25 protein-coding genes are annotated in these 26359 nt (G+C 46.6%); 4 read left to right on the top strand and 21 right to left on the bottom strand.

Annotated elements, in window-relative coordinates; translation table 11 throughout:
* Nucleotides 1-50: 50 nt before the first annotated feature.
* The 12 genes from DXB18_RS07325 to DXB18_RS07275 form a co-directional block, all read right to left on the bottom strand.
* Entirely contained in the window at nt 51-1868 is a 1818-nt protein-coding gene (locus DXB18_RS07325; RefSeq protein ID WP_118706883.1) for a cell division protein ZapA, read from the bottom strand.
* Nucleotides 1869-2156: 288 nt separating this feature from the next.
* On the bottom strand, nt 2157-3161 hold the full coding sequence (gene ruvB / locus DXB18_RS07320; protein ID WP_118543826.1) for a Holliday junction branch migration DNA helicase RuvB: 1005 nt from the start codon (nt 3159-3161) through the stop codon (nt 2157-2159).
* Between the two features lie 103 nt (nt 3162-3264).
* Nucleotides 3265-3888, bottom strand: coding sequence for a Holliday junction branch migration protein RuvA (gene ruvA, locus DXB18_RS07315; RefSeq protein ID WP_118706881.1), 624 nt, complete (start codon nt 3886-3888; stop codon nt 3265-3267).
* Between the two features lie 273 nt (nt 3889-4161).
* The gene (locus DXB18_RS07310) at nt 4162-4623 is read right to left on the bottom strand and encodes an SseB family protein (protein WP_118706880.1); all 462 of its coding nucleotides are present in this window, start codon (nt 4621-4623) and stop codon (nt 4162-4164) included.
* 110 nt (nt 4624-4733) lie between these two features.
* Nucleotides 4734-5117: a VOC family protein gene (locus DXB18_RS07305; protein WP_118543823.1), complete on the bottom strand. Its 384-nt coding sequence runs from the start codon at nt 5115-5117 to the stop codon at nt 4734-4736.
* Nucleotides 5118-5160: 43 nt separating this feature from the next.
* On the bottom strand, nt 5161-6654 hold the full coding sequence (locus tag DXB18_RS07300; protein WP_118706879.1) for a hypothetical protein: 1494 nt from the start codon (nt 6652-6654) through the stop codon (nt 5161-5163).
* Between the two features lie 348 nt (nt 6655-7002).
* Nucleotides 7003-7140 (bottom strand): hypothetical protein, encoded by a 138-nt coding sequence (locus DXB18_RS16150; protein WP_182430507.1) that lies wholly within the window; start codon nt 7138-7140, stop codon nt 7003-7005.
* Nucleotides 7141-7465: 325 nt separating this feature from the next.
* Complete coding sequence (locus tag DXB18_RS07295; protein WP_118543815.1) at nt 7466-8839, bottom strand: sodium-dependent transporter; 1374 nt, start codon at nt 8837-8839, stop codon at nt 7466-7468.
* A gap of 134 nt (nt 8840-8973) precedes the next feature.
* The gene (locus DXB18_RS07290) at nt 8974-10671 is read right to left on the bottom strand and encodes an ABC transporter ATP-binding protein (RefSeq protein ID WP_118706878.1); all 1698 of its coding nucleotides are present in this window, start codon (nt 10669-10671) and stop codon (nt 8974-8976) included.
* Entirely contained in the window at nt 10662-11435 is a 774-nt protein-coding gene (locus tag DXB18_RS07285; RefSeq protein ID WP_118706877.1) for an energy-coupling factor transporter transmembrane component T, read from the bottom strand. Before DXB18_RS07285 ends, DXB18_RS07290 begins: the two co-directional genes overlap by 10 nt.
* A gap of 119 nt (nt 11436-11554) precedes the next feature.
* Nucleotides 11555-12157 (bottom strand): ECF transporter S component, encoded by a 603-nt coding sequence (locus DXB18_RS07280; RefSeq protein ID WP_118706876.1) that lies wholly within the window; start codon nt 12155-12157, stop codon nt 11555-11557.
* A 180-nt stretch (nt 12158-12337) separates the two neighbouring features.
* Complete coding sequence (locus tag DXB18_RS07275) at nt 12338-13120, bottom strand: nucleoside phosphorylase (RefSeq protein WP_347560867.1); 783 nt, start codon at nt 13118-13120, stop codon at nt 12338-12340.
* A gap of 319 nt (nt 13121-13439) precedes the next feature.
* On the opposite strand from DXB18_RS07275, the gene DXB18_RS07270 reads away from it, so the two are divergent.
* From DXB18_RS07270 to DXB18_RS07260, 3 genes are read left to right on the top strand one after another with little or no spacing between them, the layout of a single operon-like run.
* Nucleotides 13440-14009, top strand: coding sequence for an isochorismatase family cysteine hydrolase (locus DXB18_RS07270; RefSeq protein WP_118706874.1), 570 nt, complete (start codon nt 13440-13442; stop codon nt 14007-14009).
* 32 nt (nt 14010-14041) lie between these two features.
* On the top strand, nt 14042-15778 hold the full coding sequence (locus DXB18_RS07265) for a DUF2156 domain-containing protein (protein WP_118706872.1): 1737 nt from the start codon (nt 14042-14044) through the stop codon (nt 15776-15778).
* The gene (locus DXB18_RS07260) at nt 15717-16616 is read left to right on the top strand and encodes an alpha/beta hydrolase (protein ID WP_118543809.1); all 900 of its coding nucleotides are present in this window, start codon (nt 15717-15719) and stop codon (nt 16614-16616) included. Before DXB18_RS07265 ends, DXB18_RS07260 begins: the two co-directional genes overlap by 62 nt.
* 625 nt (nt 16617-17241) lie before the next feature.
* Here the strand turns inward: DXB18_RS07260 and DXB18_RS07255 are convergent.
* Nucleotides 17242-19665, bottom strand: coding sequence for a diguanylate cyclase (locus tag DXB18_RS07255; protein ID WP_118706870.1), 2424 nt, complete (start codon nt 19663-19665; stop codon nt 17242-17244).
* A 169-nt stretch (nt 19666-19834) separates the two neighbouring features.
* On the opposite strand from DXB18_RS07255, the gene DXB18_RS07250 reads away from it, so the two are divergent.
* Complete coding sequence (locus tag DXB18_RS07250) at nt 19835-20137, top strand: helix-turn-helix transcriptional regulator (protein ID WP_118543806.1); 303 nt, start codon at nt 19835-19837, stop codon at nt 20135-20137.
* Between the two features lie 83 nt (nt 20138-20220).
* Here the strand turns inward: DXB18_RS07250 and DXB18_RS07245 are convergent, their stop codons facing one another.
* From DXB18_RS07245 to DXB18_RS16860, 8 genes are all read right to left on the bottom strand, one after another.
* The gene (locus DXB18_RS07245) at nt 20221-20490 is read right to left on the bottom strand and encodes an acylphosphatase (RefSeq protein WP_118706868.1); all 270 of its coding nucleotides are present in this window, start codon (nt 20488-20490) and stop codon (nt 20221-20223) included.
* 72 nt (nt 20491-20562) lie between these two features.
* A complete protein-coding gene (locus tag DXB18_RS07240) occupies nt 20563-21822 on the bottom strand; it encodes a DNA polymerase IV (protein WP_118543804.1) in 1260 nt (419 codons plus the stop codon).
* Between the two features lie 35 nt (nt 21823-21857).
* Nucleotides 21858-23894 carry a DNA helicase RecQ gene (gene recQ / locus DXB18_RS07235; RefSeq protein WP_347560866.1) on the bottom strand — a complete coding sequence of 679 codons (2037 nt, stop codon included), beginning with the start codon at nt 23892-23894 and terminating at the stop codon, nt 21858-21860.
* Nucleotides 23895-23978: 84 nt separating this feature from the next.
* Nucleotides 23979-24980 (bottom strand): WYL domain-containing protein, encoded by a 1002-nt coding sequence (locus DXB18_RS07230; RefSeq protein ID WP_118706866.1) that lies wholly within the window; start codon nt 24978-24980, stop codon nt 23979-23981.
* 129 nt (nt 24981-25109) lie between these two features.
* The gene (locus DXB18_RS07225) at nt 25110-25322 is read right to left on the bottom strand and encodes a hypothetical protein (protein ID WP_118543802.1); all 213 of its coding nucleotides are present in this window, start codon (nt 25320-25322) and stop codon (nt 25110-25112) included.
* A gap of 13 nt (nt 25323-25335) precedes the next feature.
* Nucleotides 25336-25863, bottom strand: coding sequence for a nitroreductase (locus DXB18_RS07220; RefSeq protein WP_118543801.1), 528 nt, complete (start codon nt 25861-25863; stop codon nt 25336-25338).
* A gap of 127 nt (nt 25864-25990) precedes the next feature.
* The gene (locus tag DXB18_RS16865; protein ID WP_347560865.1) at nt 25991-26164 is read right to left on the bottom strand and encodes a VOC family protein; all 174 of its coding nucleotides are present in this window, start codon (nt 26162-26164) and stop codon (nt 25991-25993) included.
* A complete protein-coding gene (locus DXB18_RS16860) occupies nt 26161-26352 on the bottom strand; it encodes a VOC family protein (protein WP_347560864.1) in 192 nt (63 codons plus the stop codon). Before DXB18_RS16860 ends, DXB18_RS16865 begins: the two co-directional genes overlap by 4 nt.
* Nucleotides 26353-26359 lie beyond the last annotated feature (7 nt).

The raw sequence follows: 26359 nt of genomic DNA, 5'->3' as shown, positions 1-26359 counted from the left end.
ATCATTACCGTTCACGCGTTGCGCAAAAAGGAACTCTAATATTGGATCCTTTAACGGATAAAATGACGGTTTGGATGTGTTGCTGCCGCCAAAGCCGCCCTAAATGCCGCCTGCTTTGCCAGGTCGTCTGCCTCTTTTTGTTCTTCCGGTGTTTTTACTGCCTTCGGAAGAACGGAAGCTACCTGCTCTCTGGCCGCTGCAGATGTTACAGTCCCTGTTGCCTGCTCTGGCTTTTTCTCTGCAGTTGGTTGTACTGTTGGCACTCCCTGCTCTGCAGTTGAAGCAGCCTGTTCTACCGGCTGAACTGCTGATGCTGACTGTTTCAAGGTTTCCAGTTCCAGTCTTACACTCTCGCCATCTCTCTGTGCTACTTCAAGTTTGATCCGCATCTGCTCTGTTTCTGCTTTCGCCTCAGCGAGCGCTGCTTTTAATTCTGCCTCGGTATGCTCTGCTGCTTCCCGGGTCTGTCTCAGTTCACGGGCTGTTTCCTCTGCAGTCGTGCGAATGCTTTCAAGCTCGCCGGCTGCTTTCTGCTTCTCCTCGCGTGCCTCATCAAGCTCCATAACTGCCATTTCCGTTTCGTCATGTGCCTGGGAAAGCTCTTGTTTTGCGGTCTCTGCCTCGCTCTTTGCCTGGGAAAGCTCTTGTTTTGCGGTCTCTGCCTCGGTTCTGGCCTGGCTAAGCTCCTGCTTTGCAGTTTCCGCTTCGGTTCTGGCCTGACTAAGCTCTTGCTTCGCAGTCTCCGCCTCGGTTCTGACCTGGCTAAGCTCCTGCTTTGCAGTTTCCGCTTCGGTTCTGGCCTGACTAAGCTCTTGCTTCGCAGTCTCCGCCTCGGTTCTGGCCTGGCCAAGCTCCTGCTTTGTAGTCTCCGCCTCAGTCCTAAGCTGGGACAATTCCTGAATCGAAGAAGCATTCTTCAAGTGAGCCTGCTGCAACTCATTTTCTGCTGCGCTCTGCTCAGACTGCAGCTTCGCAAGCTCTTCGCGTACTGCCTCCAGTTCCTGTTTCAACTGATCTGACTCTGCAGATTTTCCTTCCAAATCTTTTTTCAGTTGTTCTGTTTCCGCAGTCTTTTCTTCCAGATTCTGCTTTAATGCTTCTGTTTCCTGCTGCGCATTCTCCGCTTCCGCCTTCGCGTTTTCGGCCTCAATTTTTACGGTTTCTGCTTCTTCCTGTGTAGCTTCTATTGCATTTCTTGCAGTTTCCGCTTCTGCCTTTGCATTTTCCAGTTCCATTCTGGCATGCTCCAGGCTTGCTTCTACCGTCTTTGTTTCCGTTTTTGCAGCCTCTGCTTCACTTCTCGCTAACGCAGTTTCCTCGCGTGCCGCTTCCGCTTCCGCAACCGCAGCTTCCTGCGCTGATACAGCGGCTGCTTTTTCCTGACGTACTGTCTCAGTCTCTGCTTTTGCCGCAGCAAGTTCCTGCCTTGCAGCCTCGCAGCGATTCTTCAAATCCTCAATCTCCTGCCCGGCTGTCTCCAGCTTTTCCTTCACAGCTTCCAGCTCTTCCCGGTCTTTTAACGGGGCAGCCTTCGCCATCTCCAGCTCACGGGACTGCGCATCCAGTTTCATCTGTGTGGTGATCAGCTCATGCTTTAAACTGTAAGCGTCCTTCTCCAGTTCTTCCTTCTGCTGTTCCAGGCCGTCTGCACGCATCTGCTCTTTAAAATAATCATCCGAAAGGTTCAGCTGAATGGTCAGATTCTGGTATTCCGGGCTTTGTCTGGAAAAACCATCTAACTTCCGCACTTCTCCAATCTTTTCATTTAAATACGCTGCAACCTGTCTTAAATACGCTTCATCTTCCTCGCCGCCCAGCGTAAAAACGGTTCCATCTATAAACACTTCCGTGTAATTTTTCTTTTCCATGAAATTTCCTTATATAATAAATCGATTAATGTTAAAATACTGTATACATATTTCTGTGAACTCGCACTCATTTTAACATATTCCATCCATCTCAACAAGAGTGTTTCCTCCAGTTTCTCATTTTTGTATCATTATGATTTCTTATGAAAAAGCACCCGGAAGCCCAAACATTCCTGATGCCATCTCATATTTTTTCTGTTCTATTTTCTGATTTCGAATTGGATCCTGTTACAACTCTTTTCCAAAGCCGCCAGCCTTTTCTAGACAAATTCCAGAATCCGAGCTGCATCAGCCATGTTCCGGATAAGGGATGTCCAGATGCTGGTAAGCTAACGGAGTCGCCACACGTCCGCGCGGGGTCCGGTTTAAAAAACCATTCATAAGAAGGTATGGCTCGTAAACATCTTCCAGCGTGCCTGCATCCTCGCCGAGAGCCGCCGCCAAAGTCTCCAGCCCTACCGGGCCGCCTCCGAATTTCTCAATCATCATGAGAAGAATGCTCCGGTCGTTATTATCCAGACCAACCTTGTCCACATCCAGAATGTCCAGTGCAAAATCCGCCACCTGTTTGGTGATGACGCCGTCATATTTTACCTGTGCGAAATCGCGGACCCGCTTTAACAGGCGGTTTGCGAGACGCGGCGTTCCGCGGGAACGTCTTGCGATCTCCGCAGCACCTTCCGGATCAATTCCGACACCAAGCACTGCTGCCGAGCGCTCTACGATCACCTGCAGCTCTGCCGGTGTATAAAACTCCAGCTTCTGGACCACACCAAAACGGTCACGCAGCGGCGCTGTCAGAAGTCCGGCTCTTGTCGTTGCCCCCACAAGGGTAAAATGTGGAAGATCCAGCCGGATAGAGCGGGCAGAAGATTCCTTTCCCAGCATAATATCAATCGCAAAATCCTCCATAGCCGGGTAAAGCACCTCCTCTACCTGACGGTTCAGACGGTGGATCTCGTCTACAAACAATACATCTCCCTCCTGGAGATTGTTTAAAATAGCCGCCATCTCTCCCGGCTTTTCGATCGCCGGACCGGAAGTCACCTTCATGTGTACGCCCATCTCATTGGCAATGATGCCGGAAAGCGTTGTTTTTCCCAGTCCTGGCGGTCCGTAAAACAACACATGGTCCAGAGATTCGCCGCGCGCCTTTGCCGCATCAATGTAGACCTTTAAATTATTTTTAATTTTTTCCTGCCCTATGTATTCGTCTAACAGCTGAGGACGGAGATTGGGCTCTATGACCTTGTCTTCTTCCGTCACCTCAGTGGTAATGATCCGTCGTTCCATTTCCTGCTCCAATACTGATTTTTAATCGTTCTGCACCTGCATACCTGCATGATTTTGGTGAACTGCACCTGCATTGAATAACCAAGGATTCCCGCTTGTTATCCTAAAATGCCAGAAATTTCAGCGATGCCTTCAGCACAGCTTCTGCGTTCATGCCTTCCTTGATTTCTACCTGACGAACAGCTTTGGTTGCTTCTGTCGGTGAGTAACCAAGAGCAACCAGTGCTTCAATCGCCTCTTTTCCTGCTCCATCCACACCAGAAGCCGCTGCAGCAACATTTGCCTCTGCCGGTCCACCCGCAAACTGCAGCGGGAGCACATCGTCCATGCTGATCTTGTCCTTCAGATCCAGGATCACACGCTTTGCTGTCTTCGGGCCAATGCCCGGTGCCTTCGCGATTGCCTTAGCATCCTCCGCTATGATCGCCATGCGAAGATCGTCCGGGGTGAGGGAAGAAAGAATGCCAAGTGCCGCCTTCGGGCCGATGCCATTTACGCCGAGAAGCTGGTTAAACATCTTTAAATCCTGACGGCTTAGAAAGCCGTAAAGCGTCATGGAGTCTTCTTTCACCTGAAAGGAGGTATAGACCTTCATCTGCTCCCCCACATGAGGAAGCCGGTCCAGCACAGACAGCGGAACGTGAATGTTCCACCCAATGCCTCCCGACTCAATTACCACCGTATCTTCCCAGTATTCTTCTAATGTTCCTTTGATATATGAAAACAAATGCTTGTCCTGACCTTTCCTAATATCCTTTTATCGTGCTTCTTATTCTAGCATATCAGACTGCCAGGCGCAAGGCAAATATCGAACAGACATTCTATTTTATCTTTATGGCAAGCACTTTCAGGAGCTGCCGAAGTTCGTAACTGTTCAGTACCTTCACAGTCACGAGCAAAAATCCCATTGCCTGCGGCAATGGGATTTTTGCCTGCCATCCTATGTTTTCTTACGGTCAGCGCAGTAAATGCGCAGACCTACTGAACAGTTACCAAATTTCTATGAATCCCCCAACACGATCTGAATCAGGTTTTTGTTTAACATCATCGTGCGGTTCCACGGGTTAATAATGACTCCTTCGATTTCGTTCACCGTCAGTGCTGTCCGGAAAATCTGCTCCAGATCAGCCAGAAACGTGGACTTCACCTGATCCGCACCACGCAATTCCTCTTCAAAGCTGGTAAATGCCACCCACCATGCTTTTCCATCTGCAGTCTGCACTGCCTGAATCTGCATCGGAGCTGCTGGATTTGCCATCATCTGCGGCATTCCGCTCTGATCCTGCGGCATATCCACCGCCAGAATAACCTGTCCCTGTTCCCGCATCCGCCGGCGGAGCACAGTCAACGCGTGAGCCAGTAGTTCTTCGCTCGGTTCCTGCTGCAATGCAGCAATTGCTTCCTCAATTTTTTCATTTCCGATCAGGCCTTCATCCTTTTTCGTGTTCTCTGTTGTATTCATCCTATTGTCCTGCTCTTTCTTATCCTGTTACTGTTAAACAGCAACGGATTTTGCCAATCCTCCGCATTTCAAATCGGCAAAATCTGCTGCAATAACTGTATTTAACGATTTTACACCGTAATCTCAATCTGGTTCTGCTCAATGGCAACGATACAGCTTTCGTAGTAGCCGTCTCCCGTTGTTCTCGGTCCACTGATCACTTCGTAGCCAGCATCCTGCAATTTGGCTGTAATTTGCTCCACATTTTCCTTGCTGCCAACACTGAACGCAATATGTGCGTAGCCTGTCCGGTCTAGATTTTTCGGTAAATCTGACATTTTCGGTTTATTCATAATTTCCAGTCTCGCCCCATCATCAAAAGAAAGAAAATAAGACCGGAATCCTGTCCGCATATTATAATACCCGTCATTTGATTTTGCACCCAGGTATTTCACAAAAAAATTCCGCGTCTTTTCCAGATCATTCACATACAGTGCGATATGTTCTATTTTCATAAACGTAATTCCTCCACCTGTTTAGATAACTCATGTAACCCAATCACACAATTGGAACGACTTCTGCCTTCTGCCAACGATACTCATTCGGGATATCCCCGATTTTCCACCCGGAAGATGTCGTTTCCACATAGTAATACTTTTTCCCATTCCGTTCATAATAGCTTCCCGGAATATCCGTGCCTGCAATACCAAGCGCCATATGATCGGGCATGATAAGGATAACAACATCGTATCCCCGTTCTTTCAGAAGTCCTGCAAGCAGGAATGTTTTGTCTTCACAATCCCCGCACTGATCAACCAAGGTCTCATACGGATATTTGTACCATTCCTCCTGCCCTACCGATTCCTCATCGGTCTTGTATGGAATCGCCTGTACAAATGCAACCGTTTCCTGCACCTTTGCCCATTCGCTGCTCATGTTTTCTTTTTCACACAGCTCATCGATCGTCTCATTTGTGCGTTTTAACATACTGACCGTGTATTCATCAGAAATATAGTTTTTACAATCGTTGGAATATTGGCGTGGTAACCCGCGATAATACATATAGACACCCATATTTAATTCCATGGTCATTCCATTTTTCCATGATCCAGAAGGAGATTCCCATTCGTATTGTATTTTTACGTTTTCTTCAGAAACACGATTTGCCAGTTGCTGCATGTCCGGCTGACGGTCATCGAATAATGATTTTGCTGGCATGGTATTCCTATCTGCAATTTGCTGCGGTATTGCGTTATCCATTCTTGCCGTTGTATTGGTATCACCCGCTGCAGACTGATAGGTATTACTCTTCCCGGTATTCGAAATTTTCAAGATAAAGACCAGGCATATCACAATTGTTATCTTGAAAAAATTCCATAGTTTTCGCCCGCCATGATTGTGACGAACATTTTTCTTTGTTTTTATATTGCTGTTCTTTTTTTGATCAAATGCAGGCTTCGCCCCATTCGGTTTTCCAGAATTATTCGCTGCAATGACATGCTTAATAGTCTGCGGCAATCGATTGTACTCTTCCGCCGTTGCAAGCATGGAGATCGTATCTGCAAAAAACTGTATGTATTTCGAAAATATGGCATATGGAGTTTTATAATACCGGTCCTCATAAGCCAGCTCCGGGATGTTATTCATATGGCGGTCGATCATTTGTCCATCGTACGTCCGCTCAAAACGAATCGGATCTACATTAGACAAATACGCAATACTATCATGGATCAAAGATTTCCTCAAGGTTTCCAGATATCCTTTGCCAAGCAAAGGATCATCTGGTTTTATGATACTCATTCTTTTTTCTTTTAATGACTTAAGCGTCCCAATCTGCTTATGAATTTCTTCCAAATGTCTTTCATAAATTCCAACTGCTTCGCCCCTCGTATCTTGATCTGTATCCAGCATGACCATATAGATATTGTTTAGATAATTATATGCACTGCCAAGATCTTTCTCCTGTAAATACGTCTGAAACCGCTCAAAATTTACAATGGATTGCAAATACTGCAGTGGCGTCTTATCCTTTATGTAAAATTCTTTTTCCACAATTCTTCCTCCTGATTTCATTATATACGGATATTCCAATTGCCGCCACCACTTTTCTTTTTGAGACCGCAAATCAGCGAACACACCACTTTTTTTCAATATGCTGTGCCAAAAAATGACCCTGACCAGAGATTTCTCTCCCCGTCAGGGTCATTCTGTGAATAAATATGCCATTCCATCCAGTCTGCCTGTGCAGTGTAAGAAACTGGTTGCCACCATTTTATCTATGTAGAGGTCGCTCTCCCGCCACTTAACTGCAAAACAACAGTTCAAGTATTTTAAAAGCCGGCGACATGTTCCACCGAAAATCGAAACATGCTGCCAGCTTTATATTTTTCTTATTCACATTTATTTCATGATCGGAATATGGTACTTCACCTTCCGGTAAATTTTCCAGCCGAGTACACCCGGAATTCCAATGACCATAGCCAGTGTCGATACGCCTCCGATGATTGCATAAATAATCAGGATCAATAATGTGAACATTCCCATATCCCCTTTCTTTTTTATCGTTACTGTTCACGCTTTGCGCAAACAGCAACGTTTTATCTCCTCTGGTATTTTATTCAGAGATGAGACAAATGGAAATAGGTTTTCATGACCCTTAACGGGTTCTGTATGACTTGATAACAGTTTCTTTATAACCCCGCAATTTTCTTTTGCGTTTTCCTAACTTTTCTGCAATTTTCAGACAGAATCAGCAGACACGCCACCTGCACCTCTCCAATATGCAATGCAATGAAAAAAATCCCCGTTGCCATGCATGCACGCGCACACAGCAACGGGGATTCTAAATTCAATTACATAGAAATTACATCGAGATCCACCCAAACGCATTGGCCACAGAGCTGATCAGGATAATGACTGCAAATACCGGGCACAGGTACTGCACCATGATGTTGAAGACCTGCTTTCTGTGGAATTTGCCTTCCCCATGAAGCACCTCTTCTTCGATCCGTTTAATTCCAATGACTCTGGACACCAGAAGACAGGTTGCGATTGCTGCGATCGGCATCATGACCGAGTTCGTCAGGAAATCAAAGAAATCCAGAAACTGCATACCTATGATGGTTACATTTGCTAACGGACCGTATCCCAGACAGGAAAGTGTTCCAAGTACCAGCATAATGCCACCGATCATGACCGTAGCCTTTTTCCGGCTCCAGCCAAGCTCGTCCTCAAAAGTAGACACTGCACTCTCCGTCAGCGCGATAGAACTGGTAACTGCCGCAAAGAGTACCAACAGGAAGAATAAGACGCCTGCAATACTTCCAAAGCCCATGCTTGCGAATACTTTCGGAATGGTGATGAACATCAGCGCCGGTCCTGCCTGCAGAGTATCCGGATCACCGCCGGTAAATGCGAACACCGCCGGAATGATCATCAGTCCTGCCATAATGGCAATCGCGGTATCAAATACCTCTACATTTCCGGTGGATGCTTCAATCGAAACATCGCGCTTCATATAAGAACCAAACGTGATCAGGATTCCCATGGCAATGGACAGGGAATAGAACATCTGTCCCATGGCTGTCACCACGGTCATCCAGGAAAAGTTTTCTACATTCGGCACCAGGAAATATTTGATTCCTGCGCCTGCCCCCGGTCTGGTCATGGAATAACCTGCAATGATAACGGACAGCACGATCAGGATCGGCATCATAAACTTAGATACACGTTCAATTCCGTTTCTCACACCCGCATAGATAATAAACAGGGTGAAAAATGCAAATGCAATAAAACAGATTTCCGTTGCTGCCCCATTCGAAATAAATGCGGAAAAATTGCCATTCTCCGCAAGCTGCGCCCCCTGCCCGGTCAGATATCCAAACAAATACCGGATAACCCAGCCACCGATCACGGAATAATAAGGAACGATCAGAATCGGGATCACCGCATTGATCCAGCCGCCAAAGGAAAACCAGCCAGACTTTCCGAACGTATGGTATGCACCAACCGGACTCTTTTTCGTCATGCGGCCGATGGATGTCTCTGCCACGATCATGGTGTATCCAAAGGTTAATGCCAGCAGAATGTAGATCAGCAGAAAGATGCCGCCGCCATATTTTGCTGCCAGATACGGGAAACGCCAGATGTTTCCCAGTCCTACCGAAGCGCCTGCCGCAGAAAGCACGAAACCGAGCTTTCCGGAGAAGCTGCTTCGCTTCGTATGTTTTTTGCTCATAAGATAATAAACTCCTTTAATTAATAAACAATAAGCGGATATTTGGAAATTATACCACAAGAAAACCCCTGCATCAAGCAGGGGTTTTGAAAATATCGCTTTTATTTCTTAAGTGCTCATTTGTTAAAGAAGGATTATTTCTGGTCCTTTAGGATTTCTTCCACAGTCAAGTAACTCTTCTCATATCCAAGCGCCTCGCAAAGCTGCATCACATACGGCTTTTGCAAACGGGCCTTCTGAAGTGCTTCTTCCTGGGCAAACACCTCTTTTGCGGTTCCATCGGCCAGCACCTGTCCGTGTGCCATGATGATGACGCGCTCGAAGTTTTCTGCCACAAAATCCATGTCATGGAGAATGGCGATGACCAGCTTTCCGCGTTCTGCCAGGCTCCGGATGATGCCGCCGATGATCTGTCTGCCCTTCCAGTCCTGGGCGATGGTCGGCTCATCTAAGATCAGCACATCGGTATCCATGGCGAGGACGGAGGCAATCGCCGTCATCTTCCGCTCGTAAAGTTCCAGATCATACGGGTTCTCCTTCTCTTTTCCTTTTAGTCCGGTCAGTTCCAGTGCCCGCTCTGCTTCTTTTTTCGCACGCTCCGGGTCCATGCCGATATTTAACGGGCCAAACAGGATCTCATCCATCACGTTGTATTTAAAAATCTGGTCATCCGGGTTCTGGAAGACATATCCGACATTGCCAGCCAGCATAGCCACGGTCTTGCCGGAAATATCTTCCCCATGGAAATAAATCGTGCCGGATACTGGTTTTAACAAGCCCTTTAAGAGTTTCACCAGTGTGGTTTTTCCGGCGCCGTTCTGACCGATGATGGCAGTCGGACGCTTGTCCAGTTTCATATTCAGTGCTTTGATGACCGGAACGTCGGCCAGGTAGGCGAAATCGAGGTTTTCGATACAAAACTGCTCTGTTTCCACATTTCCGGCTTTTTCCACGCTTTTTCCATCTTCCGCATTCCCGGCATTCCCTACGCTTCCGTGCTTCGCTTTCAGCACCCCGGCAGCCTCTTCCACCGTCACCGGATAGGTTCCACCCGGCAGTGTCACCTGCTCTGCCTTACAGATGCGGGTAAATGCCGGTGCCAGGATTCCGTACTCTTCCAGGTTTTTCAGGGAGAATACTTTCTGCGGCGTGTCAAATGCAATCTGCTTTCCCTTGTGAAGCAGTAAGATCCGGTCACAGTAAGCTGCCATTTTTTCGATTTTCTGCTCGATCATCAAAATGGTGATGCCGGAGTTCGTCAGCTTTTCGACTGCCTGGAAGACCTCATCGCTTCCCTGCGGGTCCAGCTGCGACGTCGGCTCATCTAAGATCATGACATCCGGCCGCATAACCAGCACACTGGCGATGGCGACACGCTGCATCTGACCGCCGGACAGATCAAACGGATTGCGGTCCCGGTACTGCCAGATATCCAGAAGCTTTAAGGCCTCCTCGACCCGCTTTTTCATTTCTTCGGCCGGAACGCCAAGGTTCTGCATACCGAATGCCACTTCTTCGTAAACATTGTCTTTCGCGCCGGACAGCTGGTTAAACGGGTTCTGGAATACCAGTCCCACATGGCCGCAAAGCTGTGCCACCGGAGTTTTCCCAGCTTCGAGCCCGTCCACCATGACCTTGCCGCCGTAGGCGCCCTTATAAAACTGCGGAACCAGCCCCATAATCGCCTGGCTCAGTGTACTTTTTCCGGCTCCGTTTTCCCCGATGATGCCGATGAACTCGCCCTTTTCCACCGAAAAATCAATGCCATCGAGCGCCAGTTCCTTTGTGTGGGGATAACGGTAACGTAATTTTTCAACGGTTATCACAGACATCCTACGATCCTCCATACCACAGCCGCCAGAATGCAGAGTCCGAGCAAAATTGTGACCGCACGGTCACCCTTATGCGGGGTCCGCTCTGCCAGCCAGGTTTTCTTCTTACCAGCGCCAAATCCGCGCACCTCCAGGGCAATGGCACGCTCTCTGGTATTGATCAGGGAGCTCATGACCACCGGAGAGATCAGCGGAAGAAATGCCCTGGCACGGGTTCTTAAGTTTCCTTCGGTCTCGAGTCCGCGGCTCCGCTGTGCATCCATGATCGTGTTCATGGTTCCCATCATCTGCGGGATGATCTGGAATACCGAAGTAACGATATAGCCAAACCGCGGGGAAAATCCGCGCTTTTCCAGTTCATCCACAAATTCGGACGGTTTGGTGGAAAGAACGAATACCGCGAAGGAAAGCAGCATGTTTAAGATATTAAGACCAATACGGAGGGCATACAACATGCCCTCCCGGTAAAACTTCAAACCGCCGATCTGAAACAAGACGTTTTCATTTTTCTGGTTAAACAATCCGTGGATCAGGAAAATGGTCAGCAGGATCGTAAAGGAAAACGCGATCAGCGGAACGGTCTTTTTTAAGATTTTTCCACTCGCCAGCACCAAAAGACTTACGGCGATAAACACGCCGAACATCCACAGCCGCCCGGAAATCAGCGGAATGCTGATCGCCGCGGCAATGTACATCAATTTGGTGAAGGGATGTACCTTTGTCAGGTAGGTCCCGTTATCTACAAAAAGACTGATACTTTTCATGTTTTATTTCCCAGCCTCTGCCCTGTCTTAAGGCAGAAGCATTTCCTTTTCTAAGTTCGTAACTCGTAACTGTTTCAGTACCTTCCCAGTCACCTAAGTTCAATAAAACGGTTTCGCACTTAATCCAGGGTTTCAATCTCGGAGTTTGCCTCATACAGTGTGGTCAGCTTGTTCGGCAGTCCCTTTAAGATAAAGAAGACCACGATCAGGGTGATGAGCTTATCCGGCACGTCAACCACAACCTCATCGAACAGGGAGCCTAAAAATACCGGCATGGATGCTGCCTGGGTTGCTGCAAATACCGCATCGCCCCATACATTTCCGGTGGTGCCGCCCCAGAATAAAACATTTAACGGGGTGGAGATCACAACTGCGGTAAGTCCGGCTACGCACGCTGTTAAGATTGCCTTCGGGAAGGACTTCATAAATCCCAGACGCGCCATAATACCGACGGCTGCGCCAATGCCAAGGCTGGTCAGCGCATAAATTAAGGTAATGTTATCGCCTGCTGAAAAGCCGTAGATCAGGTTGTTGGCTGCTCCGCAGATCGCGCCGATGATCGGGCCTCCCAGGCAGCCGCCGATGCAGGTTCCGATGGAATCCAGCCACAGCGGAAGCTTTAACACACTTGCAAACAGTTTTCCAAGATAGTTGATACCGATGCAGGCCGGGATCAGCACGATCACTGCCGCGTCAAATTTTGTTTTAAATAAATTGTTCATAACTCACACACCCTTTCCCTTCTTTGTTCCGTTTTCCAGAACGATATGTTTTGTTTCATTGCCGGCTGGATCATCCAGGATTCCGTTTTGGCATATTGCTCACTGGATGGTCCGGGATTCCGTTTTGGCATATTGCTCACCGGATGGTCCGGGATTCGTTTTTGCCAGTTGCGTTTCCTGTCAGGCGTCCAGCTTTGCTAATGCCGCAAATGCCGTCAGGATCTCATGCTCCTCACCCTGTGCCGTCAATGTCTCGCCATCCACATAGCGGCCAATGTTTTCTGCGACATTGCCCTTGCAGGCTGCCACGACATTTAAAATAGAAGCCGCCTTCATGCCGCGGATCCGGCCGACTACAAAAAGTGCTGCCGTCTCCATGTCCGATGCCATGACTCCTTTTTTCGCCCAGTCCGCATAGATGGCCGGATTGTCATCGCGATACAAACAGTCGTGACTTCTGGCAATTCCCGTGTGGAACCGGTAACCAGCCTCGCTTGCGCTTTCCTCACAGGCAGTCAAAAGCCTGTGGTCAGCAACAGCCGGATAACTGAGCGGCGCATAGCCAAGGGATGTTCCCTCATCGCGCACAGCGGCTTCGACCATAACCAGGTCACCGACTCCGGCTTCTGGCTGAAGTGCACCACAACTTCCAATACGGATTGCCGCCGTCACCCCAATCTTTCGCAGTTCTTCCACCGCGATCGCCATGGAAGGTCCTCCCATGCCGGTAGACATGACCAGAACCGGAACCCCATTCCAGAAACCGCTGTAACTTTTATACTCCCGGTTCCAGGCAAGCAGCTTTGCATCTGTTAAATAACCTGCTGCCCGCTGTGCCCTTGCCGGATCACCCGGAAGCACCGCATAACGGATTCCCAGATTTGCCGGAAGCTGGATATGCGGCATCTTCGCAGCCGGAACATCCAGTAATTCACTGGAATGCGCTTCTTGATTTTCTTCCAATGTTATACCCTCCCTTCCATGTATCGTCACAGTTCAGAAAATTTTCACCCATGAACAATGGCCAAAATGTATACCCAATTGCGAATTTAACAACAATTTATGATAAAGATAGCATTAACTTTAGGTAAAGTCAATGAAAAGTGCGTAATCACAGGCTTGTTTGTTAATTAAATAACAACTGTTGGACTTGTATTTTTTTCGTGATAAAACTATACTGTGTTTTATATTTATAGAACAATGCCTCTGCCAACCATACCGTCAGCTTCCTCTGGCGGTATGGTCAGCAGAAGGAACATCGCATAGCAGGAGGAAATCTCATATGAAGCAATCCGAATCGAAGAACCAGGACCTCTTTCTGGTCATTGATATGCAAAATGTTTACACCGCTGGACAGGAGTGGGCATGCGAAGGCATAGAAACCGCTTCCGCTTCCATTCAGCGCATTTTAAAAAGCAATGCTCCACAAAAAATCATCTTTACCCAGTATCTGGCAGCAGATCACCCGGAAGGCGTATGGGCCGAATACAACCAGGTCAATGCCGCCGTCAATGCGGACCCATGGCTGAATGAAATGATGCCGGAATTTCTTCCCTGGACCAAAACCTGTCCAATTTACAGCAAGAACGTTTATTCTTCTTTTGCCATCCCGGAGGTTGTAGTTGCTGCCAAAAAAGCCGACCGGATTGTCATTTCCGGTGTAGTCGCTGAATGCTGCGTGCTTTCTACCGTGTTCGCTGCCATCGATGCCGGATGTAAAGTCATCTACCTGACCGATGCCGTTGCCGGACTCACCAAAGATTCCAAGAAAGAGGCAGAAAAAATCGTCTCTTACTTTGCCCCGCTCCATATCGAATGCATGACAACGGGCGAATATCTGAAACAACAGTAATCCGTTTTTAATGAAAGGAAGGAAGGATCTCCATGACACAATCATTTCGCATCCGGGTGGAAAATATTTGTATTCTGATCTTGGGTTTTTTATCACTCGGAATGTTTGCCTTAAGCTTTTTCCACCATCTCCCGGCAGAAGCAGCACTGCTAGTTTCCACGGAAATGGACTGGATGGTCCAGCGTGCCTCTTCTTTCGTACTGCTCTGCCTCTGTATGCAGCTCTGGAAACGGAAGCATGCCGCACGGGTCATTACCCAGGCACTTCTGTTATTGGATTTTGTGAGTAACATTCCCCACGTTTCAGACCTGTTTTCCCTTGCATGCATGGGGTCCGATGTGATCCTGTTTCTGGTCTTTTTCTGGTTCCGCTCCGACTTCTGCTGCCCGGCTTCCAAAACCAACCGAAAACGCGGATTCCTGATTCTGCTGCTCAGCCTGGTCGGAGTCACCGCCAACGCAGTCATCAGCTACCACTATTTAACGCCGATTCTTGGCGGTGGGCAGCACACACTGCTCGACAGCTTCGAAGAAAGTCTCGACATTCTTCTCGGCAACGGTGCGTCCATTCCGGTTTCCCATGGTGCCCACATGCTGGAGCTTGTCATGTTCTGGTTCAGCTGGGCCTGCATTCTTGCTGCCCTGCTTTACGCAGTCCGTCCATGGCTCACCCCATCCACCCGGCGTGAATCGGATCTGCAGCACGCCCGCACATTGCTTAATCTCTACAGCCAGAACAGCTGCTCTTATCTCGCTTTAGAGGATGACAAACAACTTTACTTTGGACGCAATGTAGACGGGGTCATTCCCTACGGAGTTGTCGGTGATACCATCATCGTCAATGGAGATCCTGTCTGCGCCGATTTGGATTTTCCGGTTCTGCTTGCCGAGTTTAAAGAGTTCTGTGAAAAAAGCGCTCACAAGCTTTTCTTCCTAAGTGTTACCGATCACTTTCTGGAAGAATATAAGCGTCAGGGCTTTGGCTATGTAAAATGCGGCGAAGAAGCACGATTTTCCCTGGCTGATTATGAGATCAGCGGTAAAAAGGGTGCCAAAATGCGCATGAACATCAACCACGCAAAAAAGGCTGGTGTAACCGTTTTGGAATACCGCCCGCTCGAACAACGGAACCAGGAAATTGAAAACGCCTTTGAACGTGTGACAAACGAATGGCTCGGTCAGAAAAAAAGCTCGCTTCTTGCTTTTACCATGGGAAAAGCCGGTCTGGATAACCCTATGGATAAGCGCTATTTCTACGCCACGGATGCGGACAGAAAAATTGTTGCCTTCATTGCCTTTGTCCCATTTCTTGGCAAAGACGGCTACATGGCTGATGTCACCCGTCACGGAAACGATGCGCCAAGCGGTGTCATGGAAACCATCATCTATGAAGCATTCCAGACCTTCCGCTCAGAAGGCATCCACTACGGAAGTCTTGGCGTTGCTCCCCTCGCCGGACTCGATGATGAAAAAGCGAGCCTGGTTGAACGGCTGCTGCGTTTTGTCTACAACAATCTGAATGACTGTTACGGATTTAAGGATCTGTACCGTGCCAAAGAAAAATACAGCCCGACAGAGTGGATTCCGGCTTACTACATTTATCTGCCCAAGCACCCGACCCCGGATATGTTTTACGCAGTCGTAAAAATCCAGAACCCGAACGGAATCCGTGAAGGTTTGCAGTCTTTTTTAAAAGGGAAATTACATCATGAGGAACATCCAAGAAACGATCCGCACAAACAGCGGGAAGATCAAAGAAAAAACAACTGATATTTTGCGGTCAGCCCAACAAATACCCGGATCTGCTGGGCTGCTATCTGGAAAACACCGAAATTCCCGTTCCGACCGGGGCTATTTTGAAGCAGGCGAAGTACGTCTTTATTATGAAATATCCGGCGCAGGGCTTCCCATACTGCTGCTTCATGGCAACAAGCAGTCGCACCATGTGTTTCATTCCTATGCTTCCAAGCTTCAGAAATCCTATCAGGTCATTCTAATGGACAGCCGGGGACATGGGCATTCCCAGTTGCTCTGCAGCAAAGCAGGACACACTGCATCACACAAAGAGGAATTCTTTACCATTCAGGACATGGCCCACGACGCCGCCAGCTTGTTGGTGCATCTTGGTATTTCCAAAGTCATCCTGTTCGGATTCAGCGACGGAGCCAACATTGCCCTGGAATTTGCAAGCCTTTATCCAGAACGTACGCTTGCAGTGATCTCCGCCAGCGGCAATGCCCTGCCGCATGGTCTGATATTTCCGGTGCGGCTTGGAACGCTGATGCTTGGCAGCGTTCTCACACTGGCTCAGAGGGTCCTTCCAAGCGGAAAACTCCATCAACAGCTCGGCAGCCAGCTGCAGATGAACACGCTTTTAACAGACTCTCCAAAGCTTTCCCCGGACCGCCTGCAAAAAATCCAGGCTCCGGTCCTTCTTATAGCCGGAACCCGTGATCTCATCAAAACCTCCCATACGCAATGGATGGCAGAACAGATTCCGCATAGTCAGTTATGCCTGCTTACTGGCGGGACACATAACGTACTGTTTTCACAGGAACAGACCTGTCTGGGCAAGATCCTGTATTTTCTGAAAGAAAACAATCTGTGAAAAAACATAACAGCCGCAAACAATTTCATAAAACTATGAAGTGCTGTAAATGCCACATCCGATGGAATGCACACAAAATAAGAGCTATCTGACTTTCTCGTCATCAGATAGCTCTTTTACGAAATATCCCGAAGCTTCACTTAATAACCTCTCTTTCTATTATTTAGTTTTTTATTTCATTTTTAAATTGCTATGGACCTCTGCCTTTCATTGGAATCTCCCTCCTTCGATTACATCTATGTAAACTCGTTAAGAGATTTTCTACTGGTAAAGTTTAGTAACCCATTGGACCGCCCTCCATGTTCTGAAGATTTTTGTTTTTCTCTTCTTGTGTTCTTTTTGATTTTTTCCTCTCTTGTTTTTTGTTGTCTTCATTGTACTTCATAAAGTACAATTTGTCAAGTATTATTTCAAAATATTTTTATATTTTTCTTGTTTTTTCTGAATATATTGTCACAAAATTTTATTTTATATGTACAAAAAGGACATTTCCTAAGAAATGTCCTTTTTGCAGATTCATCATTCTATTAATCTTCTTCACGTTTCTTTCCAAGCAGCATGACTGCACCTGTCTGGAAAGAACATACTCTTTTACACACTGCAAAACTTTTTATATAACCGATATTTACCTTACTTCAATATTCTCCGCCAGGTTTTTCAGTTCCTGCGTCATAGACGCATGATACCATACCTCGCAGCCATTCTGTGGAAATCTGTGAAATGCAGCTTCGATCCGTGTAAAGATCTTGCTGCAGTCTGTTTTTTCCAGATGGGTAAGTGCCAGGATAAAATGACGGTTTCCATAGCGGGTAAATGCATCATTGCTCCGCAGGGATGTCTGAATTGCTTTACGCAGATTCATCATCTGATCTGAAAACTGGTTTTGTGTCATAATTTCCTTTTTTTCATTATAAGTAAGGGTTAAAAACATCAAAATTACTTTATTTTCCACACAGGAGCGTCCACGTACCAGGAGCCTGCAATAATCTACAAAGCTCGGATAGGAACAATAATATGCGCCGTCCTGCTTTCCTTTGTCAAATAAAGACTTTGCCACATCTCCTTCCTGTGTCTTAAATAAGTAATCAATGGACGTATAATTTCCATCCGCAGATTTCTTTTTTCCCGCCATATGATTTTTTTCATCCATGTACAGGTCATCGAACTGTTTCCGTAATTCTTCTACGGGCTGCCTGCCAAGTTCCCGCTTATACAGTTCCAGTGTTTCATTATAAATTTTTGCTGCTTCCTCGTAACAATACAATTCCAGGTAATACCGGACCTGCCAAACCTGCCAGTCATCGAATGGATAGATTGCCACTGCCCGTTCATATACCGGAAGAAGTTCCCGGTACTTCCCATCCTGACTGTAGGCAGCATCCAGTTCATGAATGGTTTCTTCATACAACATTTTCAGTTCCAGGCTTTTCTCGTGAAACCACATATCCGATTCGTTTCCCGGAAGCAATGCACCATGATAGCTTTCATTGGCTTTCAGATAGCATTCCTGCCGTTCCTGTCCTTTTTTCCTTCTTGCTTCTAAAACAAGATTCCGGAAATATTCCGTATCCAGTTCCAGAGGACAGGAAACTTTGAACGTACAGATTCCATCCTGGATCTGGATGCAGTCTTCATCTGGCAGTCCGGCAGCCCGTAACTGTTTTTTTAAACGATAGATCACGTTATTCAGATTACGGTTGCGGTCGTTTCCTGCAGTTTCCACACCTGACTCATACAAATAATCTAAAAGTTCCCGTTTTGAAATTCCATTCTCCCCTGCAAGAAGCAGCATCTGCAGCAATTTAGCTGCTTTTGACTGTTCCATACGTTTCAGTGAAATTGCTTTTGTTCCATAACTCATGGAAAAGCATCCAAGCATTCGCACCTTCAGCGTTTCCAACTCATTCCCCTCATTTCCCATTACATTGTTTTTAACAGATGTTTTCAGCATTTTTTCCGTTCCTGTTCGCGTAAACGTGCCCAGTAACGGAATTTTGCCCGTTATGCCGTACCAATTTTTCGATATGGCAAGGCGTCTACCGCAGACAGACAACAGTTCATCTGCATACAGAGGGCGGGCTGTTTCACGCCGTTCCGTATGTTGATAATACAGATATTTTTCATCGTACATGTTCTGTTCCGCCAGGCGGAGAAGTTCCGCAATGTCCTTTTTTCCATCATCCCATACATATCCAAATGCCGCAAGACCGTTTTCTTCCTGTTTTAACCGATTGTTTAACGTCTCCGCAAGATTCAGAAACATTTCCTGCTCTATCTCCAGACATAATACGATGAATTCATCTCCGCTGATCCGATAAATCTGATCTTCCGGAAAATACTGTTTCATTACCTCTGCAAGACGCACTAACACTTTATCTCCATATTCGTGTCCAAACGTATCGTTCACGTATTTCAAACCGTTCAGATCCGCAAAACCAACACCACACGGTACCGGGTGCTTCTGAATTCTTTTCCGCATGCTGATATAAGAGGTGTGATTTTTTACCCCCGTCAGCTGATCCGAGAAGCTCAGACGCAGCAAATATTCCTGATATCTGCATTTTTGGATTTCTGCTGCCAGTACACTTGCGATATCTGACAAAAGCTGTTTCTCTTCCTGACCGTTTTCTCCCCGTCCAGCTTTTCCTTTTTCTACCAGCAAGACACCATTCTGTCTTTTGTCATAAAATACAGGAACCGTGAACAGTCCACTGACTCCTGTCTGTGATACAGAACCAGACTGCGGATCGATATAGTTCCTATACTGATGGATCAGCCTTTGGGGTTCGATACAGTCCGAAAGATTCTTTCGATCAATGTATACGCTTATGTTTTCTGCGGTGGTTTCCGCATTTTTTTCTGCATTTCTGTCTTTTTCATACTCAAAAAAGCAGGTCTTATCCGCAGCGTAGTACTCTCTTATCAATTCTAACACCTGCGGCATAACCTGCCGGTAATTCTTTGACAACGCAAGCAGTTCCATGCATGCGCTTTTTGTATCGGTCATTCTTAATTGTTCAGACTGATCCGTATACATATCTCGCCCCATGACATTACTCTCCCTGTACGTTCTTTTCCCAATAAAAATAACAGTCTTATTTTACTGTAATATCTTCAACCATTATAGCATCTATAGATATAATCTTCAATCGTTATAGATGTAATTTTTTCACCATAAATTTGGTATCCTATCTCTATAGTTTAAGGGAGCAGCAGGCATGGATATTGGAAAAAGAATCAGTTATTTTAGGAATGCGAAACAATATAGCGTAAACCGGCTCGCAACTATGGCCGGTATCTCTCAGAGTTATTTAAGAGATGTAGAATTAGGAAAAAAGAACCCCACGGTCGAGGTTCTTTCTTACGTGTGCGGAGCTTTGGATCTTTCTTTAAAAGATTTTTTCGATGATTCCCTTGAATTTCACTTTCAGCAGGATCCTCTGCTCACCCGGATCTACCAGATGAGCCCGGAACAGCGGACTGCACTTCTTCAGTTTTTAAACTCTATGGATAAATCTTAATTTGACAGACTTGCCAAAGCATGGAATCTTCTGTCAGAAACCGGAAAACGTGGATTCGAACATTTTGATGTTATGCTGCAGACTCAGCGCACTGTAAAGCTGCTCTCATCCTCCAGTGGAATCTGTTCCGTATCCATCCAGTCGATCGTGATAAACTGATTATGGTTGAGTCCCACCAGAAGCTTATTGATCATATACTCGCTTCCCTGAATCTCCAAAAGTACGGTTCCATCGTATTCATTGCGGACCCAGCCGGTCAGGCCCAGTGACTGGGCAAGATATTTTGCTGTATAGCGGAATCCAACTCCCTGGACCCGTCCCCGGAAAATAATGCGTTTTCTTACATCTGCCATTGCTGTTTTCCTTCTTTCTCACTTCTGTGTCTTACAAAATCCCTCTATTTCTCAAAAATAGATTCTCTGATATTATCCATTATGGTCCTTTTGCACCTTTGCACAGTGATCCATCTGTGCCTTCGCCTTGCGCGCAACCTGACCGGCCGTCTTCATCGTGCTGCCGCGTACGATCATGCCATTTCCAAAGCGCTTGCGGATGTCGTCGACCGCTCCATCCAGTTTTTGTTGTTTCTCATGATTTTGGGTGTCCTCGAACATTGACATTTGCCAGAAATCGTCAGACGTCAGATCTGTTAATGCAAGACCGATCAGACGCAGGGGCTGGCATTTCCAGCACTCGTACAGCAATATCTTTACCTGTGCAAAGATCTCTTCTGTTACATCTGTGGGATTTGTGAACTTTCTCTGATGCGATCTCGTCTTAAAATCCAGCGTCCGGTAAGTGACACTTACACAGCTGCACTTTTTCCCATCGCGCCGCATTCTGGCAGAAACCACATCGCACTGCGCCAGCAATATGGAAAAAGCCTGCTCGTAGGTCACAATATCCTCCTCGGTTGTTGTTTCCGCACTGTAACCTTTTGCTTCCTCTCGTTCTGCACAGACCGGCGAATCATCGATTCCATTTGCATATTGATACAGCTGATGCCCGGCTTTTTCGCCCAGCATACGTTTGATTCCCTCTTCCGGATAATGCGCCATCTCCCCAATCGTTCTGATTCCAGACTGCACAAGCTTCTGCTCCGATGCTTTTCCCAGGAATAACAGATCCCGCACCGGAAGCGGCCACATCTTTGCCGGGATTTCAGAAGGAAACAGGGTATGAACCTTGTCTGGTTTTTCAAAATCCGATGCCATCTTCGCCAGGAGTTTATTGGTTCCAATTCCGATATTGACAGTAAAACCAAGTTCATCCCGGATTTTGTCCTTGATTTCCTGAGCCAGGGCAACCGGATCTGGATAGATCAGATGCGTACCGCTCATATCCAGGAAGACTTCGTCAATGGAAAAAGACTCCATAACCGGTGCATAGGAAGCACAGATCGCCTTAAACGCACGGGAGCACCTTTCATACAAAGCAAAATCCCCCGGCACACAGACAAGTTCCGGACATTTTTGCAGTGCCATGGACACCGGTTCTCCCGTAGTCACTCCGTACTTTTTCGCCGGAATCGATTTTGCCACGACAATGCCGCGCCGCGATTTCGGGTCTCCTCCAATGCAGGATGGAATCTCGCGAAGATCCGGCAGACCTTCCCGGACGCGCTTCGCTGCTTCCCATGACAAAAATGCACTGTTTACATCCACATGAAAAATCAATCGTTCCATATACGCTTCTGCCGCTCCTATCGTTATTTCTATTTTCATTCCTCTATAACAGAAAGAAATCGCGTTCCGTATTTTGCATATTTATATTCTCCAACTCCGGATACATTCAACATTTCCTCCCTGGAAGCAGGTGCTTTCGCAGCCATATCGATCAGTGTCTTATCACTGAAAATAATATACGGAGGTACATGTTCTTCCCGGGCAATTTCCATTCGGAGTGCCCGCAGCTTGTCAAACAGTTTAAAGCCAGCTGAGGTAAGTGCCTCCGTTCCTTTTGCTGTTTTCTTCGGTTTTGCCGTTTTTTCAGGGAGCTTGTCCTCATCGGTGATCTTAACCAGTACTTTGGTATCCAGATTTTTCAGGGCGCTGATATCCCCCAGCCGGATCACCTGATAATCGCCAACCTGTAAATAGCCATCCAATACCAGCTGATCCATCAGGCGGCGCAGCAGATTTCTTTTGACAGAAGCCAAAACACCATAGGACTTATATGAGGTTGCCCCGATTTCTGCCAATCTTGCGGTCTTTGCTCCTGCTACCGTATCGATGATGATCGTCTTTCCATACCGGCCTTTTGCCTCATAGACACAGTTTATGATCTGTTTGGCCGCCTGTGTCATATCCAATGTTTCAAATTCCCGCAGACAGTTTCCGCAATCCCCACAGGGGTTCTCCGGGTTTTCTCCAAAATATTTTAAGATGTAATTGCGCAGGCATTCCGTCGTATAGCAGTAGCGCTCCATAACCTGAAGCCGCTTTGTATCCCGCTCCTTTACCGTTTCCCGGTCTGCAAAATCGAGATCAGACAGATCTTTATGGTCCAGCAAAAAGCGGTTGATCGCAATATCCTGCGGCGAAAACAGCAGAATACATTTGGAATCCAGTCCATCCCGCCCGGCTCTGCCCGCTTCTTGGTAATAATTTTCCATGCTCTGCGGCATATTGTAATGAATGACAAACCGGACATTCGACTTATCGATTCCCATGCCAAATGCATTCGTTGCAACCACAATGCTGGTATAATCAAACACGAAGTCATCCTGCATCTGTTTTCTCTGGGCAGCGCCCATTCCGGCATGATATTTTGCAACCGATATGCCTCTGCCCTGTAAGAGTTCATACAGATTATCTACGTTTTTTCTCGTAGCGCAGTAAATGATTCCGCTGTCCCCAGGATGCTTTTCGATATAATCCACAATATACTGATCTTTATTTTTCGGCTTATCCACCTGGAAGAATAAATTTTCCCTGTCAAAACCGGTTAACAGCGTATACGGATCGACCAGACCCAGGGTACATACAATATCTTCCCGCACACGTTCCGTCGCAGTTGCCGTAAAGGCACTCATGACCGGACGCTTGCTTAAACACTGGACGAACTCCACGATTTTCATATAACTGGGTCTGAAATCCTGTCCCCACTGTGAAATGCAGTGCGCTTCGTCGACCGTCACCATGGAAATCTGCACTTCTTTTGCAAGATTTAAAAATCCGTCTGTAAGCAAACGCTCCGGCGCTACATAAATGATCTTATATAAGCCCTGCTTTGCTTTCTTTACCGTCTCAAAAAAAGCTTTTTCCGAGAGCGCACTGTTGATAAATGCCGCTGAAACGCCCGCCTGGTTCAATGCCTTCACCTGATCCTGCATCAGCGAGATCAGCGGTGAAATAACCAGTGTGATTCCAGGAAGTAATACTGCCGGAATCTGGTAGCACACTGACTTTCCAGCTCCGGTCGGCATGACCGCAAACGCGTCTCTGCCAGATAAAATGCTGTCGATGACAGACTTCTGTCCCGGTCGGAAAGAATCGTATCCAAACAGCACTTTCAAGGCTTCTTCCGGTGTATGATATGGTTCGCTCTGCTGTGGATGATTTTCATAAAAATCCGCAGGATCACCAACCATCCCATCCACCGGATCATATTCACCGAATGGGGCAGCGTATTGATCGGCATATTGGTCTGCATATCGATCGTCATACTGCTCCTCATATCCATCAGCCATCTCAAACAAGCTGTCCCAGGATGGATCATCCAGGTATCCATCCTTTGTATTCGAATTTTTACTCATTGTAACTCCATGTTTCCTCTCATATGCATTTTTGCTTTCGAAATCATCGTCTCAAAATTTCATTGCCCGGATTTTCCGGAATGTTTATTTTTCTTCGAGCCTGTACTGCTGCACCAGCCGTTCTGCTTCTGCCCTCATCTGCTCCACGACTTCATCCGGTCCAACTATCTGAATATCCTCGCCCAGTGAGAATATCCAGCCCAAAAACTGTCTGCTGACGTGTACGTCCACATTCACGGTAACATGCGCTTCATCCGCCGGAATCATCATCACATTTTTTCCAAACCGGTCAATGATTACCCCTGCCAGATTGTTATTCACCAAAAGCTTCACCGTTTGCTCTTTTCCGCCAAACATTCCGAAACTCTTCTTCGCATAATCTGCCATATCCAGCTTTTTAAAGTGTTCTTTTCCTTCTCTGGATTCTTCAGATATTTTGATATGCAGCATCTTGTCTACCCGATAATGCTTGATCATTCCTGCGTCCGAGTCATATCCGATCATATAATAATTTTCGTCATCCCAGGACAGTCCCCAGGGGCTGATGCAATACCAGGCTCCATTATGCTTAAGTTCCATTTCTTTTTTCACATTCCACTGAAAATACTGGAACCGGATCTTCTTATTTTCAGAAATTGCATGATGAATCGCATCCACCGTATAGTAGATACTTTCATTCATCGTCTTTATTCTGCCGGAAACGTATACCTGGCGCTGCAGCTTCTGCGCATCGTACTTGCTGACCAGCGTTTCCAGTTTTTTGATCAATGCATTCGATTTCTTTTCTGTAATGAATTTGGAAGACTGGATCGCGTCTACTAGAAGCTTCAATTCCGGAAGTTCAAATGGACGGTTTACAACATGATAATGATAACGGTTGCCAACCGCTTCCCCCTCCACCTCAATGCCAAAAACACTTAAATCCCGCAAATCATTATAAATGCTTTTCCGGTCTGCCGTCACATCGTATTCCAACAGTCCTGACATAATTTCTGACATGGTAATATAATGATCCTCGTCTGTCCGCTCCTGCATGATCTGGGCAAGCCGGTAAAGTTTGAACTTTTGATTGCTTCCTTTTGGCATGCGTCCTGTCCCCCCTTTGTATGATATGAGTCAAGTATAGCACAGGTGGGGTATAAAAGCACCATCAAAAATCCTCCCCTAAAATAATTTTGATGAAATCATTTTAAGGGAGGAACTTTTATAAATTTTCTATTTCCCACTCATTTTCTTCAGATACGTATTCTTCAGCTGATTCTCTTCTTTTAGTTTTTTAATCTGATCATTCAGATACTGCATATATTCCCTGGCAAGCTTTACACCGCCGCGTACTGCCACATCTTCATGCTGTGACATTTCATCCAGCCACTGATTCAGGGATTTTTCGCGGATATCGTTGTAGGAGTTGTCTTCTTTAAAAAACATAGTCTCTTCCTCATTATCGGATATAGTAAACGTAATCGGCTTTTCTCGGCGCTGCTTCTTTAGCCGGAACCGCAGCATATCCAAGTACCAGATGACCGATTCCTTCGTAATCTCCTTCGATTCCAAGACTCGCTAAAAGTTCTTTTCCTTCCGGTGTCTCAAATTCCTCTTTTGCACGATGGATCCAGCAGCTGTCCACACCAAGATCTGCAGCAGCGTTCATGAGATTTCCCATTACCAGGGTTCCATCATAGAGATAGGTTGGCATTGCCTTGTTGGCCAGCACAATAAGCAGTTCCTGCGCTCCGTAAAACGGATCGAAACTTTCATCCTTTCCCATAAATTTTGCATTCATGGCAGAAAGCTTATCCCGCAATTCCTTATTTGTAACCGCGATAATAATCGGGGACTGTTTTCCCATACCGGTTGCGGCGTAAGTTCCGGCTTTGATAATTGCCTGCAGTTTTTCTTCTTCGATCAGCTCCGGCTTGAACGCACGGCAACTTCTTCTTGTTTCCAGTACTTTTAATGTTTCTGACATGATCCCATTCTCTCTTTCCGGGCTGATATTTTCTTTCGGCCCTTTCTTTTGAATATAACCACAAAAGATGCTCCTGTCAAGAGAGCAGGAACACGTAGACCTGTTGTCGAGCAGCCTTAAATTTCGTCTACATAGGTGTCCCAACCTCAATCAGATTTCCGTCCAGATCATAAAATCTGACCACCTTCTGTCCCCACGAGTGCTCCATCAATCTATTGACATACTCTATCTCAAAATCGGAACTCTCCAGCCTATTAACAAAACCTTCGATATCAGATTCCTCAAAATAAAGCTCTGTCATATGATTCTTTGGAAGCAAATTTTTATCCAGAAACTGTTTCCTATTCTCGCATCCTGCAGTACCAGTCCCTCTGACATAATTACATTGCCATCCTGGTCCAGGATCACCTCCAAACCAAATATCTCTTTATAAAACCGGATTGCTCTGTCCATATCGTTTACAGCAATCAGAACGTTTTTAAGTTTCATATCACTA

It is taken from the genome of Clostridium sp. OM02-18AC (genome assembly GCF_003481825.1).
In the GTDB taxonomy this organism is placed as follows: Bacteria; Bacillota; Clostridia; order Lachnospirales; family Lachnospiraceae; genus Brotaphodocola.
The sequence above is the reverse complement of the archived record's forward strand: the minus strand, read 5'-3'. Positions and strand labels throughout refer to the sequence as shown.

Bases quoted from the DNA above. Each gene is read 5' to 3' on its own strand.
- DXB18_RS07295 (WP_118543815.1), bottom strand. From the start codon at position 8,839: ATGAGCAAAAAACATACGAAGCGAAGCAGCTTCTCCGGAAAGCTCGGT.
- DXB18_RS16860 (WP_347560864.1), bottom strand. From the start codon at position 26,352: ATGAAACTTAAAAACGTTCTGATTGCTGTAAACGATATGGACAGAGCA.
- DXB18_RS07290 (WP_118706878.1), bottom strand. From the start codon at position 10,671: ATGTCTGTGATAACCGTTGAAAAATTACGTTACCGTTATCCCCACACA.
- DXB18_RS07260 (WP_118543809.1), top strand. From the start codon at position 15,717: ATGAGGAACATCCAAGAAACGATCCGCACAAACAGCGGGAAGATCAAA.
- DXB18_RS07305 (WP_118543823.1), bottom strand. From the start codon at position 5,117: ATGAAAATAGAACATATCGCACTGTATGTGAATGATCTGGAAAAGACG.
- DXB18_RS16150 (WP_182430507.1), bottom strand. From the start codon at position 7,140: ATGTTCACATTATTGATCCTGATTATTTATGCAATCATCGGAGGCGTA.
- ruvB (WP_118543826.1), bottom strand. From the start codon at position 3,161: ATGGAACGACGGATCATTACCACTGAGGTGACGGAAGAAGACAAGGTC.
- DXB18_RS07225 (WP_118543802.1), bottom strand. From the start codon at position 25,322: ATGTTTTTTAAAGAAGACAACTCCTACAACGATATCCGCGAAAAATCC.
- DXB18_RS07270 (WP_118706874.1), top strand. From the start codon at position 13,440: ATGAAGCAATCCGAATCGAAGAACCAGGACCTCTTTCTGGTCATTGAT.
- DXB18_RS07245 (WP_118706868.1), bottom strand. From the start codon at position 20,490: ATGGCAGATGTAAGAAAACGCATTATTTTCCGGGGACGGGTCCAGGGA.
- DXB18_RS07230 (WP_118706866.1), bottom strand. From the start codon at position 24,980: ATGCCAAAAGGAAGCAATCAAAAGTTCAAACTTTACCGGCTTGCCCAG.
- DXB18_RS07255 (WP_118706870.1), bottom strand. From the start codon at position 19,665: ATGGGGCGAGATATGTATACGGATCAGTCTGAACAATTAAGAATGACC.
- DXB18_RS07240 (WP_118543804.1), bottom strand. From the start codon at position 21,822: ATGGAACGATTGATTTTTCATGTGGATGTAAACAGTGCATTTTTGTCA.
- DXB18_RS07220 (WP_118543801.1), bottom strand. From the start codon at position 25,863: ATGTCAGAAACATTAAAAGTACTGGAAACAAGAAGAAGTTGCCGTGCG.
- DXB18_RS07265 (WP_118706872.1), top strand. From the start codon at position 14,042: ATGACACAATCATTTCGCATCCGGGTGGAAAATATTTGTATTCTGATC.
- DXB18_RS07325 (WP_118706883.1), bottom strand. From the start codon at position 1,868: ATGGAAAAGAAAAATTACACGGAAGTGTTTATAGATGGAACCGTTTTT.
- recQ (WP_347560866.1), bottom strand. From the start codon at position 23,894: ATGAGTAAAAATTCGAATACAAAGGATGGATACCTGGATGATCCATCC.
- DXB18_RS07280 (WP_118706876.1), bottom strand. From the start codon at position 12,157: ATGAACAATTTATTTAAAACAAAATTTGACGCGGCAGTGATCGTGCTG.
- DXB18_RS16865 (WP_347560865.1), bottom strand. From the start codon at position 26,164: ATGACAGAGCTTTATTTTGAGGAATCTGATATCGAAGGTTTTGTTAAT.
- DXB18_RS07310 (WP_118706880.1), bottom strand. From the start codon at position 4,623: ATGAATACAACAGAGAACACGAAAAAGGATGAAGGCCTGATCGGAAAT.
- DXB18_RS07250 (WP_118543806.1), top strand. From the start codon at position 19,835: ATGGATATTGGAAAAAGAATCAGTTATTTTAGGAATGCGAAACAATAT.
- DXB18_RS07285 (WP_118706877.1), bottom strand. From the start codon at position 11,435: ATGAAAAGTATCAGTCTTTTTGTAGATAACGGGACCTACCTGACAAAG.